Source organism: Bradyrhizobium sp. USDA 326 (assembly GCF_049739485.1).
Lineage (GTDB): Bacteria > Pseudomonadota > Alphaproteobacteria > Rhizobiales > Xanthobacteraceae > Bradyrhizobium.
The window spans coordinates 7,178,391-7,192,236 of sequence record NZ_JBMGQA010000001.1 but is presented as its reverse complement, the minus strand read 5'-3'; the positions used below and the strand labels follow the sequence as shown (position 1 = coordinate 7,192,236).

13 protein-coding genes and 1 pseudogene are annotated in these 13,846 nt (G+C 64.6%); 11 read left to right on the top strand and 3 right to left on the bottom strand.

The window, feature by feature from the left end; all coding sequences use genetic code 11:
* Positions 1–28: 28 nt before the first annotated feature.
* The gene (locus ABIG06_RS34015; protein WP_370140172.1) at positions 29–2,485 is read right to left on the bottom strand and encodes a transglycosylase SLT domain-containing protein; all 2,457 of its coding nucleotides are present in this window, start codon (positions 2,483–2,485) and stop codon (positions 29–31) included.
* Positions 2,486–2,712: 227 nt separating this feature from the next.
* Here ABIG06_RS34015 and dapA point away from each other — a divergent pair, with 227 nt between their 5' ends.
* From dapA to ABIG06_RS33995, 4 genes are read left to right on the top strand one after another with little or no spacing between them, the layout of a single operon-like run.
* A complete protein-coding gene (gene dapA / locus ABIG06_RS34010; RefSeq protein ID WP_370140171.1) occupies positions 2,713–3,603 on the top strand; it encodes a 4-hydroxy-tetrahydrodipicolinate synthase in 891 nt (296 codons plus the stop codon).
* A 52-nt stretch (positions 3,604–3,655) separates the two neighbouring features.
* A complete protein-coding gene (mscL, locus tag ABIG06_RS34005) occupies positions 3,656–4,069 on the top strand; it encodes a large conductance mechanosensitive channel protein MscL (RefSeq protein WP_124158335.1) in 414 nt (137 codons plus the stop codon).
* A 59-nt stretch (positions 4,070–4,128) separates the two neighbouring features.
* Entirely contained in the window at positions 4,129–4,602 is a 474-nt protein-coding gene (gene smpB, locus ABIG06_RS34000; RefSeq protein ID WP_124157959.1) for an SsrA-binding protein SmpB, read from the top strand.
* Between the two features lie 4 nt (positions 4,603–4,606).
* Positions 4,607–5,206 (top strand): peroxiredoxin, encoded by a 600-nt coding sequence (locus ABIG06_RS33995; protein ID WP_370140170.1) that lies wholly within the window; start codon positions 4,607–4,609, stop codon positions 5,204–5,206.
* A gap of 83 nt (positions 5,207–5,289) precedes the next feature.
* On the opposite strand, the gene ABIG06_RS33990 is transcribed toward ABIG06_RS33995, so the two are convergent.
* Positions 5,290–5,964: a uracil-DNA glycosylase gene (locus ABIG06_RS33990; RefSeq protein WP_370140169.1), complete on the bottom strand. Its 675-nt coding sequence runs from the start codon at positions 5,962–5,964 to the stop codon at positions 5,290–5,292.
* A complete protein-coding gene (locus ABIG06_RS33985; RefSeq protein ID WP_124157962.1) occupies positions 5,945–6,592 on the bottom strand; it encodes an NYN domain-containing protein in 648 nt (215 codons plus the stop codon). The genes ABIG06_RS33990 and ABIG06_RS33985 overlap by 20 nt, the downstream gene beginning before the upstream one ends.
* A gap of 330 nt (positions 6,593–6,922) precedes the next feature.
* Here ABIG06_RS33985 and rpoZ point away from each other — a divergent pair, with 330 nt between their 5' ends.
* The 7 genes and pseudogenes from rpoZ (at position 6,923) to era (ending at position 13,841) form a co-directional block, all read left to right on the top strand.
* The gene (gene rpoZ / locus ABIG06_RS33980) at positions 6,923–7,315 is read left to right on the top strand and encodes a DNA-directed RNA polymerase subunit omega (RefSeq protein WP_007603391.1); all 393 of its coding nucleotides are present in this window, start codon (positions 6,923–6,925) and stop codon (positions 7,313–7,315) included.
* Positions 7,316–7,523: 208 nt separating this feature from the next.
* Positions 7,524–9,812 carry a RelA/SpoT family protein gene (locus tag ABIG06_RS33975; protein ID WP_370140168.1) on the top strand — a complete coding sequence of 763 codons (2,289 nt, stop codon included), beginning with the start codon at positions 7,524–7,526 and terminating at the stop codon, positions 9,810–9,812.
* A 110-nt stretch (positions 9,813–9,922) separates the two neighbouring features.
* Positions 9,923–10,675, top strand: coding sequence for a pyridoxine 5'-phosphate synthase (locus ABIG06_RS33970; RefSeq protein WP_370140167.1), 753 nt, complete (start codon positions 9,923–9,925; stop codon positions 10,673–10,675).
* Complete coding sequence (gene acpS / locus ABIG06_RS33965; RefSeq protein WP_124157965.1) at positions 10,672–11,091, top strand: holo-ACP synthase; 420 nt, start codon at positions 10,672–10,674, stop codon at positions 11,089–11,091. Before ABIG06_RS33970 ends, acpS begins: the two co-directional genes overlap by 4 nt.
* Before the next feature lie 250 nt (positions 11,092–11,341).
* Positions 11,342–12,107 (top strand): annotated as a pseudogene (lepB, locus tag ABIG06_RS33960) (signal peptidase I).
* Entirely contained in the window at positions 12,104–12,925 is an 822-nt protein-coding gene (rnc, locus tag ABIG06_RS33955; RefSeq protein ID WP_124157966.1) for a ribonuclease III, read from the top strand. Before lepB ends, rnc begins: the two are co-directional and overlap by 4 nt.
* Positions 12,915–13,841, top strand: coding sequence for a GTPase Era (gene era / locus ABIG06_RS33950; protein ID WP_370140166.1), 927 nt, complete (start codon positions 12,915–12,917; stop codon positions 13,839–13,841). Before rnc ends, era begins: the two co-directional genes overlap by 11 nt.
* Positions 13,842–13,846 lie beyond the last annotated feature (5 nt).

Genomic DNA, 13,846 nt, shown 5'->3' with positions numbered 1-13,846 from the left:
CTCGGCCGCGAATCGGAACGGGGCAGCGTCACTCGATGCTTCCGGCGCCGCGGCGCAGATCGGCTTCGATCTGCAAGCGCGTGCCGCCGCCGAAGCGGGCGCGGTAGACCTGAAGGTTCTCCATGATCCGCTGCACGTAGTTGCGCGTCTCGGAGAACGGAATCAGCTCGACCCAGTCGACGGCGTCGACCTTCGGGTCGCGCGGATCGCCGTAACGCTCAACCCACTTCCTCACGCTGCCGCGGCCCGCATTGTAGGCGGCGAAGGTCATGATGTAGGAGCCGCGATAATCCTCGAGCAATCCGCCGAGCTCGGCCGAGCCGAGCGCGGCGTTGTAGACCGAATCGTTCTTCAGCCGCCCCAGGTCGTAGGTCGCGCCGTGGCGTTTGCAGACGTAGCGGGCGGCGTCCGGCGTCACCTGCATCAGTCCATAGGCCTGCGCCGGTGAAACCACACGCGGATTGAACGCGCTCTCCTGTCGCGCGATCGCATAGACGATGCTGCGCTCGACCTCGGGGCCAATCGGCGTGAACTGCGGAATGCCGTTGACCGGGTAGGCATAGAAGTCGAACGGCAGGCCGCGATTGAGCGCGGCTTTGCCGAGCAGCAGCATGCCGCGCGCGTCGCTATGGCGCTGGGCGAGCTCGCCAAGGCCGGCAAGCGCTTCGGGATCGCCGTTCTCGCCCATGTCGGCGAGCATAGGCACCGCGAGCTCGCGCTCGTCGAGCTCGTAGAGCAGTTGCGCAGCGCGCACGATCTCCAGCCGCTCGGCGCCGCGCCCGCGCGGCTGGCTGTTGAGCTCGATCTGCGGCAGGCCGAGTTTGGCGCGGGCGAGCTGGCCGTAATAGCTGGTCGACTGCTCGGCCGCGCGGGCATAGGCGTTGCGCGCCTCTTGCTGGCGGCCCAAAGCTTCCGCGGCGCGGCCCTGCCAGTAGCCGGCCCGCGCCAGCGCGGTCGGATTGACGCTGCCGACGCCGATGCGGGCGAAGTGCTGGGCGGCGGTGGAGGGGTCGTTGAGGAATCGCAGCGCGATCCACCCGGCGGTGAACTCCTGCTCGGTCTTGTAGATGTCGCGCGAGGGCAGGGCGGCGTCGCGCGCGATCAGATAGGCCGTGCGGAATTCCTCGGTGTCGATCATCTTGCGCGCCAGCAGGCGCCGCTCGATCCACCATTCGTCGAGATTGTGGAGGCGGCCCGGATCCTTCGGCGCCGACAGCATCAGCTGCGCGGCTTCAGTGAACTTCTCCTCGCGGCGCAGGATCTGGATCTTGCTGAAGATGAAACCGGGGTCATTGTGCAGCTCGCGCGGTACCGCGTCGAGCAGCGCCCGTGCGTTGGGCGCTTTCTTGACTGCGGCGATGCGGGCCTTGGCGAGCGCGACATAGCCGGCGCCGAGGCGCTTTGCGGCGCGGAGCGCCGCCTCGGTCTCGCTGCCGTAAAGCAGGGTATCCATCCGCGCTTTCTGGTCGCCCGCCGTCAGCAGGGCACCGAACTGGTCGAGCGCATTGTTCTCGGTGTCCTCCGACATCGGATCGCCGCGCCAGGCCTCGCGCACCAGCCGCTCGGCATTGGCGCGGTCGCCGCGCGCCAGCATCGCCTTGGCGAGCGTGAAGCGGCCCTTGGCGGAGATCGGAGACTCGTTCTCGAACCACGACCACGCGACCGAATCGTCGCGCCTGTCGTCCCACATCGCGGCCTCGAGGCGCCGGCGCAGGAAGGTCTGCGATGGCCAGCTCGGATTGGCGAAGAGGAAGGCCCGGTAGCGTTCCACGGTCGCGCCGTTGTCCTCGCTGCGCAGGATGATCCATTCGGCGAGCTTTCGCGCGACCGGATCCGAAATGCCGGCCGCGGCATCGGTGGCATCGCCGGCCTTGCGCTTGCGTACGAGCTCGATGACGCTCTCCAGCGTGTCCTTGTCGGCTTGCGACGTCGACGATGTCGCCGCGACCGCGGAGGGGATGGCGGGCTTGCGTGGCGTTGCATGCTGGCGGGTCGCGGGGGCCAGCACGGGAGCGGCGAGCGGCCTGGCGGCGGCCGGGGCGGTGGGCTTGACGGTGGCCGTCGCGGCCGGCACGGGTGCGGTTTTGGCGGGCGACCCGTTGCTCGTCGGGTGTGATTTTGGCGAGGGCGCTGCTGCTGCGGGTTTCGGCTTGTCCTTCTCGGGTTCCCGACCGGTAGCATCCTTTGCTGGCGTCTTCGCCGCTTCCTTGGCGGGGGCGCCAGCCGTACCCTTGCTCGCGCCTTTCGCCGGCTCCTTGCCGGCCCCCTTGACCGTACCTTTGGCCGTTTCCTTCGCGGGTTCCTTGGTCGAGCCCTTGACCGGTCCCTTCGCGGCATCCTTGGCCGCTGGCTTCGCGGTATCCTTGCCTGTCTCCGCGGCCGTCTCATTGGACTTGGCGAGGGCGGCGCAACCCAGCGACAGCGCTGCCGTCAGGCACACAACCAGACCGGTGGATCGCCATGCGGCACGAGTAAAGGAGGTCACGGAGTTTCGTCGCCCCGAATCAGTGAAGTGGCTCAAGACCTAGCTAAGTTTGATTGAATATGCGGACAAAATACCAACAGCCGCTTACCTCGGGCCGATTTGCACCATCACCGCGGCAAAATCGCGGCCTAAACGTTGCCCTCGCCCAGAAGCGGGCCTTTTACCGGCAGGATAGACCCGATATGAATGGGCCTTGCTCAAGAGATAGCCGCGTACGGAGGAAGTCCATGGCAGCCAAGACGAAATTCCGGGGGGCGTTCACCGCCTTGGTCACGCCGTTCAAGAACGGCTCGCTGGACGAGGCGGCGTTCCGCTCCCTGGTCAACTGGCAGATTTCCGAGGGGACCAACGGCCTGGTCCCGGTCGGCACTACCGGCGAGAGCCCCACGCTCAGCCATGACGAGCACAAGAAGGTCGTCGAATGGTGCATCGCTGAAGCCAAGGGGCGCGTGCCGGTCATCGCGGGGGCCGGCTCCAACTCGACCAAGGAGGCGATCGAGCTCTCCCAGCATGCCGAAAAGGCCGGCGCGGACGCCGTGTTGATCGTCACGCCCTACTACAACAAGCCGACCCAGGAAGGGATGTACCAGCACTTCAAGGCGATCAACGACGCGATCGGGATTCCGATCATCATCTACAACATCCCGCCGCGCTCGGTGATCGACATGTCGGTCGACACCATGAAGCGGCTGTGGGAGCTGAAGAACATCGCCGGCGTCAAGGACGCCACCGCAAGCATGGTGCGCGTGTCGCAGCAGCGCGCGGCGATGGGCGAGGACTTCAACCAGCTTTCGGGCGAGGACGCCACCATCATCGGCTACATGGCCCATGGCGGCCATGGCTGCATCTCGGTGACCTCGAACGTTGCGCCGCGCCTGTGCTCGGATTTCCACGCCGCCTGGCAGAAGGGCGACACCAAGGCGGCGCTCGCGATCCACGACAAGCTGATGCCGCTGCACAACAACCTCTTCATCGAGAGCAATCCGGCGCCGATCAAGTATGCGATGTCGCTGCTCGGCAAGCTGGACGAGACCCTGCGCTTGCCAATGGTGCCTGTTTCCGAGCCGACCCGTGTTGCGGTCCGCAGCGCCATGGTGCACGCTGGCTTGATCAACTGAGGCGAGCATTGCGGGGGAGCCGTTCATGAGCGTCGACGAGAAGGGCAGGAAGATGCTCACGGAGTTCCGTGAGTTCGCCATGAAAGGCAACGTCGTCGATCTCGCCGTCGGCGTCATCATCGGTGCGGCCTTCGGCGCCATCGTGACGTCGCTGGTCGGTGACATCATCATGCCGATCATCGGCGCCGTCACCGGCGGCCTCGACTTCTCGAACTACTTCGTCCCCTTGTCGAAGGCGGTCACAGCCACCAACTTAGCGGATGCGAAAAAGCAAGGCGCCGTACTTGCTTACGGCAGCTTCCTGACGCTGACGATCAACTTCATCATCGTCGCCTTAGTGCTGTTCTTGGTGATCCGCGCCATGAACACGTTGAAGCGCAAGGAGGAGGCGGCGCCCGCCGCGCCGGCCAAGCCCTCAGCGGAGGTCGAGCTGCTGACCGAGATCCGCGACCTCCTCAAGAAGTGACGCGCGCACTTCATCCGAACTGTTAGCTTTGCTGCGCATCTCGATCGGGTTTGCCTCTCATGGCCGATAAAAACGAACGTCCAATCAAGGTCATGGCGGAAAATCGCAAGGCCCGCTTCAACTATGCGATCGAGGATACGATCGAGGCGGGCATTGCGCTGACCGGCACCGAGGTCAAATCGATCCGCAGCGGCAAGAGCACGATCGCGGAATCCTACGCCGATTCCAAGGACGGCGAGATCTGGCTGATCAACGCCACCATTCCCGAATATCTCCAGGGCAACCGCTTCAATCACGAGCCCAAGCGGCCGCGCAAACTGCTTCTCCACCGCCGTCAGATCAACAAGCTGATGGGCGCGGTCGACCGCGAGGGCATGACGCTGATCCCGCTCAAGCTCTATTTCAACGAGCGCGGGCGCGCCAAATTGCAGCTGGCGGTTGCAAAAGGCAAGAAGCTGCACGACAAGCGCGAGTCCGAGAAGAAGCGCGACTGGAGTCGGGAGAAGGGCCGGCTGATGCGGGCGAGGGGGTGACGTGATGAATCAACGGAACCTGCTCGAGGTCGATTGGAGCCAGATTCCCGCGCCCTTCGACGACGGCGGCGCCGCGCATCTCGAGGGCATGACGTTGCCACCGATCAGCCTGCTCGCGACCGACGATACATCGGTCACGCTGTCGGCGCTGCGTGGCCGCACCGTCGTGTTCGCCTATCCCCGCACCGGCGAGCCCGGCAAGATCGCGCTGGTCGACGATTGGGACATGATCCCGGGCGCGCGCGGTTGCACGCCTCAGACGTGCGCATTTCGCGATCTGTTCGCCGAGCTGAAAGCTGCCGGCGCCTCACACGTGTTCGGCCTCTCGACCCAGAGCAACACGTACCAGACCGAGATGGCCTCGCGCCTGCATCTGCCGTTCCCGGTGCTCTCGGACGAGAAGCTGGCGCTCACGCACGCCTTGAACCTGCCGACCATGGAGGTCGCTGGCCTGACGCTGATCAAGCGCCTCGCGCTGATCGTCGACGACGCCAGGATCACCCATGTGTTCTATCCGGTATTTCCACCCGACCGGAACGCGGGCGACGTGCTCGACTGGCTGAAGGCGAATCCGGCCAAAGGATCGCCCGCTAAGGTCGGATGAGTTTTGGTTGATGTGAGCCGAGTGTGCACCTCTCCCCGCTGGGGAGAGGAGAGCCACGACCAGCCGGCCCCATTGCATCAGATCTAGTCGAGGTCCGCCTTGATCCTCGCGAAAACGCTCCGGAACATGTCTGGCTTCAGCACGCCGGTGTTCGTGTTGTAGCGCGAGCAATGATAGCTGTCGTAGAGCTTGAACCGGCCAGCCTGATGCACCGCGCCGTGGCCGAAGGGGGCCTGCGAACCCTTCAGATTCAGCGGCTTGAGCACGCTGTCGTGCGCAATCCGCCCGAGCGCGACGATCGCGCGCAGATTCGGCATCGACGCCAGATTCGCCACGAGAAACTGGCGGCAGGTATTGATCTCGACCGGCAGCGGCTTGTTCTGCGGCGGCACGCAATGCACCGCATTGGCGATCCGGCAGTCGACCAGTTTCAGGCCGTCATCGGGACGCGCCTGATAGGTCCCCCTGGCAAAGCCGTATTCGATCAGCGTGGCGTAGAGCAGGTCGCCGGCATAATCGCCGGTGAACGGCCGTCCCGTGCGATTTGCGCCCTGCATTCCCGGCGCGAGGCCCACGATCAGAAGGCGCGCCTCGAGGTCGCCGAACGGCGCAACCGGCGCATTGTGCCACGATGGCTCGCGTGTGCGGTTCGCCTCGCGAAAGGCGACCAGGCGCGGACAGAGCGGACAGTCACGGTCGGGAACGACGGCGAGAGGCTGGCGGCTTGACCGGGCCGCCTCACTCCTCGAAGTCTTCATCGCCGCCCCTCGGCGAAATCGTGGTTGCGCGCTGGAGGAATTGCGGGGCGTGGTGTCGTTCGCCACGCTCGCCGCGGTCACGCGGGGCGGGGCGCTCGGACGGATCGCGGCCGAGCTTGGATTGCAGCTCGACCAGGTCGGTGAAAACGTCAGCCTGGCGGCGCAGCTCGTCGGCGATCATCGGCGGCTGGCTGGCGATGGTGGAGATCACCGTGACCCGCACGCCGCGGCGCTGCACGGCCTCGACCAGGGAGCGGAAGTCGCCGTCACCCGAGAACAACACCATCTGGTCGATGTGTTCGGCCAGCTCCATGGCGTCCACCGCGAGCTCGATATCCATGTTGCCCTTGACCTTGCGGCGGCCGGAGGCGTCGATGAATTCCTTGGTCGCCTTGGTGACGACGGTGTAGCCGTTGTAGTCCAGCCAGTCGATCAACGGGCGGATCGAGGAGTATTCCTGGTCTTCGATGATGGCGGTGTAATAGAACGCCCGCAACAACGTCCCGCGGCTCTGAAACTCCTTCAGCAGGCGCTTGTAATCGATGTCGAAGCCCAGAGTCTTCGCGGTCGCGTAGAGATTGGCCCCATCGATGAAGAGCGCGATCTTGTTGGTAGGAGAAGGTGACATTCAGTTTGCTCGCGTAGCGTTCGTGATTGATCGTTTTTTGTTGGCGCGGCTACCAGCAAGCCGCGCAGTTCTAGAGTGCCGCTGAGACCCGTCGAAACCGCAAGTCCGGAGAAGTGGTGGCAATCAAGGTATAGTTATGGCGGACTTGCATAGACCCGGGGCTGCCCTCGATGGCAGCCCGGAAAACCACCCGTCCCAGCCCCAATGTGGCGTTAGCAGAGCCGTTTGGCGAGGCCAAATCACAAATTGGCCTTGCGAAATCGTCGCGGCCCCTATAACTAGCCCCAATCATCCACATATTTCGTCCCACCCACAGCGGAGCGACAGTCCATGGCTCGCGTCACCGTAGAAGATTGTATCGACAAGGTCGACAACCGGTTTGACCTGGTCCTGCTGGCCGCCCACCGTGCCCGCATGATTTCGTCAGGTTCACAACTAACGGTTGACCGCGATAACGACAAGAACCCTGTTGTGTCTTTGCGTGAAATCGCCGAGACGACGATCTCGCCGGAGGACCTCCGCGAGGAGCTGGTGCACTCGCTCCAGAAGTTCGTCGAGGTGGACGAGCCCGAGCCGGATACGGTGCCGCTGATCGGTTCCGCAGGGGCGAGCGTCGACGCGGACGACACCGAAGTCGCCGTGGAGCGCATGACCGAAGAGGAGCTCCTGAAGGGTCTGGAAGGCCTCGCGCCTCCCGAGGAGCAGCCCGAGGAAGACGAGTGATTTCTCCGTCGCGATCCATCGACTCCTTGTGATCTGATCAAAGGCCCGAACCCTTGTTCGGGCCTTTGCTTTTGTTGACGTTTTCGTGGTTACCATAACGTTGCCCGTTGGCGCTGCGCCCTGTCACTGAATTGATCGGACACAAGCGCGATCGGAGCTAGGATGTATACAACGGGCCGGCTCAGGGCCCGTTTGAAGGCAGGACGGAATGGTATATCGGCGCCGCAGATCCACGCAGATGCAGGCCGCAACCGAATCGGTTGCCGTGGCCCCGACTGCGCCGGTCGCGCGCCCGGCTAGGCCCCGCGCGCGCATGATGCGTCAATACGACCTCGTCGAGCGCGTCCGATCGTACAATCCCAACACCAACGAAGACCTGCTGAACCGTGCCTATGTCTATGCCATGAAGGCGCATGGTTCGCAGACCCGCGCCTCGGGCGATCCGTATTTCTCGCACCCGCTCGAAGTGGCAGCGATTCTCACCGACCTGAAGCTCGACGACGCCACCATCGTGGCCGCGCTGCTGCACGATACGATCGAGGATACCGAGGCGACGCGGGCCGAGATCGACCAGATCTTCGGGCCGGAGATTGGCGCGCTGGTCGACGGCTTGACCAAGCTGAAGCGGCTCGAGCTGGTGTCGCGCGAGGCCAAGCAGGCCGAGAACCTGCGCAAATTGTTGCTGGCCATTGCCGACGATGTCCGCGTGCTTCTGGTCAAGCTCGCCGACCGACTGCACAACATGCGAACGCTGGATTTCGTGCCGACGGAATCGCGCCGGCGCATCGCCGAGGAGACGCTCGACATCTACGCGCCGCTGGCGGGGCGCATGGGCATGCAGGAAATGCGTGAGGAGCTGGAGGATCTGTCCTTCCGCACCCTCGATCCGGAAGCCTATTCGGTGGTGATGCAGCGGCTCGACGCGCTCGCCGAGCGCAACCGCAATTTAATCGGCGAGATCGAGGATCAGCTCTCCAACAATCTGCGCCACAGGGGTCTCGGCGCGCGGGTCTATGGCCGCCGCAAGAAGCCGTTCTCGATCTGGACCAAGATGGAGCGCAAGTCGGTCGGCTTCGAGCAATTGTCCGACATCTTCGGCTTCCGCCTCGTCGTTAACGATATCGAGGCCTGCTATCGCGCGCTCGGGATCGTCCATACCACCTGGCCGGTCGTGCCGGGGCGCTTCAAGGACTACATTTCGACGCCGAAGCAGAACGACTACCGCTCGATCCACACCACCGTGATCGGTCCCGGCAACCAGCGCGTCGAGCTCCAGATCCGCACCGAGGCGATGGACCAGATTGCCGAGCGCGGCATCGCCGCGCATGTCTTCTACAAGGAAGGCGTAGGCTCGCCGACCGAATACCTCAAGCGCGAGTCCAACGCGTTCGCCTGGCTGCGCCACACCATCGGAATCCTCTCCGAGAGCGCCAATCCCGAGGAATTCCTCGAGCATACCAAGCTCGAACTGTTCCACGACCAGGTGTTCTGCTTCACCCCGAAGGGCAAGCTGATCGCGCTGCCGCGCCACGCCAACGTGATCGACTTCGCCTATGCGGTGCACACCGACGTCGGCAACAGCGCGGTGGGCTGCAAGATCAACGGCAAGTTCGCGCCGCTCTCCTCGGAACTCCAGAACGGTGACGAGGTCGAGGTGCTGACATCGGAAGCGCAATCGGCGCCGCCGTCGGCCTGGGAGACGCTCGCGGTCACCGGCAAGGCACGCGCCGCGATCCGCCGCGCCACGCGCACCGCCGTGCGGGATCAATATGTCGGACTCGGCCGGCGCATCGTCGAGCGCCTGTTCGAGCGCGCCAAGATCGAATATGCCGACGACAAGCTCAAGGGCGCGCTGCCGCGGCTCGCGCGCACGTCGATCGAGGACGTCATGGCGGCGGTGGGCCGCGGCGAGATCAAGGCGTCCCACGTCGCGCGAGCGATGTATCCGGACTACAAGGAGGAACGGATCGCGCGCTACGGCGTCAAGAAGGGGCTTGCGGCCAAGCTCAAGGAAAAGGGCGCCTCGGAGCCGCCGCGCAGCCCGGTCGCGATTCCGATCCGCGGCATCAACTCCGACTTGCCGATCAAGTTCGCGCCCAATGGCGGCGCCGTGCCCGGGGATCGCATCGTCGGCATCGTCACGCCGGGCGAGGGCATCACGATCTATCCGATCCAGGCGCCCGCCCTGAAGGATTTCGAGGAGGAGCCGGAGCGCTGGCTCGATGTCCGCTGGGACATCGAGGATTCCGCGCCGCAGCGCTTCCCGGCCCGCATCAAGGTGGAGAACGTCAACGAGCCTGGCGCCTTGGCGCAGATCGCGACCGTGATCGCCGAGCACGACGGCAACATCGACAACATCAGCATGCAGCGCCGCTCGCCCGACTTCACGGAGACGACGATCGATCTCGAAGTCTACGATCTGAAGCACCTGAGCGCGATCCTGGCTCAGTTGCGCGCGAAGGCGGTAGTCGCCAAAGTCGAACGTGTTAATGGATGATGCTTGTCGTTGCCGGGCTTGCCCCGGCAACCCATCTCTTCAAAAAAGATGGATGCGCGGGTCGAGCCCGCGCATGACAAGTTGGGAAATGTCAATTCGCGAGTCCTGAAATGCCCGCAACTCCGCTCCGCCTCGGCGTCAATGTCGACCATGTCGCGACTCTGCGTAACGCGCGCGGTGGCCGCAATCCGGATCCGGTGCGCGCGGCGCTGCTCGCGATCGAGGCCGGCGCCGACGGCATCACCGCGCATCTGCGCGAGGATCGCCGGCACATCCGCGACGAGGACATGGCGCGGCTGAAGGCGGAGATCTCCAAACCGCTCAATTTCGAGATGGCGGCGACTGACGACATGCTGCGCATCTCGCTCGCCACCAAGCCGCATGCGGTGTGCCTTGTTCCGGAGCGGCGCCAGGAGGTAACGACCGAGGGCGGGCTGGATGTGGTCGGCCAGCACAACGCGCTCGCGCCCTATATCGCGCGGCTGAACGATGCCGGCATCCGGGTCTCGCTGTTCATCGCCGCCGATCCCGCCCAGATCGAAATGGCGGCACGACTGCGCGCGCCCGTGATCGAGATCCACACCGGCGCCTGGTGCGACGCCGTCGTCGACGGCCACGCCGACAAGGCCGCGGCCGAATGGCGGCGGATCGTGGCGGGGGCGAAGCTGGCCAAGGATGCGGGGCTCGAGGTCCATGCCGGGCACGGGCTCGACTATGCCACGGCGGAGACGATCGCGGCCCTGCCTGAGATCATGGAGCTCAATATCGGCTACTACATGATCGGCGAGGCGCTGTTCGTGGGTCTGGCCGAGACCGTGCGCAACATGCGCGCGGCGATGGACCGTGGCCGGGGCCGGGCATGATCATCGGCATCGGCTCCGACCTGATCGACATCACCCGCGTGGCCAAGGTGATCGAACGGCATGGCGAGCGCTTCCTCGACCGCATCTTCACCGCGGCCGAGCGGGCCAAGGCGGAGCGGCGCGCCAAGAACGAGAAGATGGTGGTGGCGACCTACGCCAAGCGCTTCGCCGCCAAGGAGGCCTGCTCCAAGGCGCTCGGCACCGGCATCAGGCGCGGCGTCTGGTGGCGCGACATGGGGGTGGTCAACCTGCCGGGAGGGCGGCCGACCATGCAGCTGACCGGCGGCGCCCTGGCCCGGCTCCAGGCCCTGACGCCGGAGGGCTTCGAAGCCCGGATCGATGTTTCGATCACCGATGACTGGCCGCTGGCGCAGGCCTTTGTCATCATTTCCGCCGTGCCGCTGGCGAAGCCCTGAAGCGCTCCGCTCGATTTTATAATTCGCGTTTGAAATCAAAGTCTTACTCAGTTTTGATGCGATCCTTGATTGCGTGGCCTCCGACAACCGTCTAAAAGTCCGCCGACGCAAATCAGCCTGGGCGAATTCGGCTTTACGCCGGAATTGGCCCTCACTATCAGAATCAGGACAATCTCCATGGCCCGCGAAGCAATGGGCTGTTCGCGCCAAGGAGGGCGCTCTGTGACCGCCGGCCGGAATTGAGAGAGCAATGAGCGTGACTTCAGGAACGAAAACTGAGAGCGGCGTCGGTGAAACGATCCGGGTCGTCATTCATGCTCTCCTGATCGCGCTGGTGATCCGCACCTTCCTGTTTCAGCCTTTCAACATCCCGTCCGGCTCGATGAAGGCGACGTTGCTGGTCGGCGACTATCTGTTCGTCTCGAAATATTCCTACGGCTATAGCCACTATTCGATTCCGTTCTCGCCGCCGCTGTTCTCGGGGCGCATCTGGGGCTCGGATCCGAACCGCGGCGACATCGTCGTGTTCCGCCTGCCGAAGGACGATTCCACCCGACTACATCAAGCGCGTGATCGGGCTTCCGGGCGACCGCGTCCAGATGCGGGACGGTCTGCTCTACATCAACGACACGCCCGTCGAGCGGCAGCGCATGAGCGAATATGTCGGCGAGGACCCCTGCGGCTCGGAAGGCGGCGGCATCTCCCGGGTGAAGCGCTGGAAGGAAACGCTGCCGAACGGCGTGTCCTATGAGACGCTGGACTGCGCCGACAACGGCTACATGGACAACACCAACGTCTACACGGTGCCGCCCGGTCACTTCTTCATGATGGGCGACAATCGCGACAACTCCACCGACAGCCGCTTCCTCGGCCAGGTCGGCTACGTGCCGCAGGAAAATCTGATCGGCCGCGCTCAGATGATCTTCTTCTCCATCGCCGAGGGCGAGCATGCCTGGATGTTCTGGCGCTGGCCGTGGGCGGTACGCTGGAATCGTTTCTTCAAAATCGTCCGATGAAAGACGAAGCCAAGGACATCGCGATCCAACCGACCGAGGCGCAAGCCGCTCCCGAGAGCGAAGCCGCACCGAAGACGCCTGCCAAGAAGAAGCGGGCGCGAAGCAGCAAGGCCAAGGGCGCGGATGCCAACGCGGCGGTCGAGGCGCGCATCGGGCACCGCTTCGCCGACCCGAACCTGTTGATGCAGGCGATCACGCATGTGTCGGCGCTGAAGTCCGGGCGCAAGCGCGGTGATAGCTATCAGCGGCTGGAGTTCCTCGGCGATCACGTGCTCGGGCTCGTCGTCTCCGACATGCTCTATCACGCCTTCCCGAACGCCGACGAGGGCGAGCTGTCCAAGCGGCTCGCCGAACTCGTGCGCAAGGAGAGCTGCGCGGACGTCGCCAAGTCGCTCGGTCTCGTCGACGACATCAAGCTCGGCTCGGTCGGCTCCAGCGCCGACGCCCGCCTGCGCAAATCCATCCTCGGCGACATCTGCGAGGCCGTGATCGGCGCCATCTACCTCGACGGCGGCCATGCCGCGGCCGCCGAATTCGTCAAGCGCAACTGGACCGAGCGCATGCACAAGCCGCGCCGTCCCTTGCGCGATCCCAAGACCGTGCTGCAGGAATGGGCGCAAGGCAAGGGACTGCCGACGCCTGTTTACCGCGAGGTCGAGCGCACCGGCCCGCATCACGATCCGCAGTTCCGTGTCGCGGTCGATCTGCCGGGGCTGGCGCCGGCCGAAGGTATCGGCGGTAGCAAGCGCGCGGCAGAGAAGGTGGCAGCGTCAGTGATGATCGAGCGTGAAGGCGTTGGCGGCGGCAATGATGGCTGAAGCAAGCGGCGAGGCGCCCACTGCGACGCGCTGCGGCTTCGTGGCGCTGATCGGTGCTCCGAATGTCGGCAAGTCCACGCTGGTCAACGCGCTGGTCGGTGCCAAGGTCACGATCGTCTCGCGCAAGGTGCAGACCACGCGCGCGTTGATCCGCGGCATCGTCATCGAGAACAACGCGCAGATCATCCTGGTTGACACGCCCGGCATCTTCTCGCCCAAGCGCCGGCTCGACCGCGCCATGGTCTCGACCGCCTGGAGCGGGGCGCATGACGCCGATCTCGTCTGCGTGCTGCTGGATGCCAAGACGGGGATCGACGAGGAAGCGGAGGCGATTCTCGCCAAGGCCGCCAGCGTCAATCACGAGAAGATCCTGGTGATCAACAAGGTCGATCTGGTCCAGCGCGAGAAGCTGCTGGCGCTGGCGCAAGCCGCCAACGAGCGCATGAAGTTCGCGAGGACATTCATGATCTCGGCGATCTCCGGCGACGGGGTCGACGACGTCCGCAAGACGCTCGCGGACATGGTGCCGCCGGGCCCGTTCCTCTATCCCGAGGACCAGATGTCGGACGCGCCGATGCGGCAGCTCGCGGCCGAGATCACGCGCGAAAAGATCTATCAGAAGCTGCACCAGGAATTGCCCTACCAGTCCACGGTCGAGACCGACAAATGGGAGGAGCGCAAGGACAAGTCGGTGCGGATCGAGCAGACGATCTTCGTCGAGCGCGAAAGCCAGCGCAAGATCGTGCTCGGCAAGGGCGGCGCCACAATCAAGTCGATCGGCGCGGATTCGCGGAAGGAACTGATGCAGATCCTGGACGTGCCGGTGCATCTGTTCCTGTTCGTCAAGGTGCGCGAGAACTGGGGCGACGATCCCGATCGCTACCGCGAGATGGGCCTGGACTTCCCCAGGGAATAACCAAG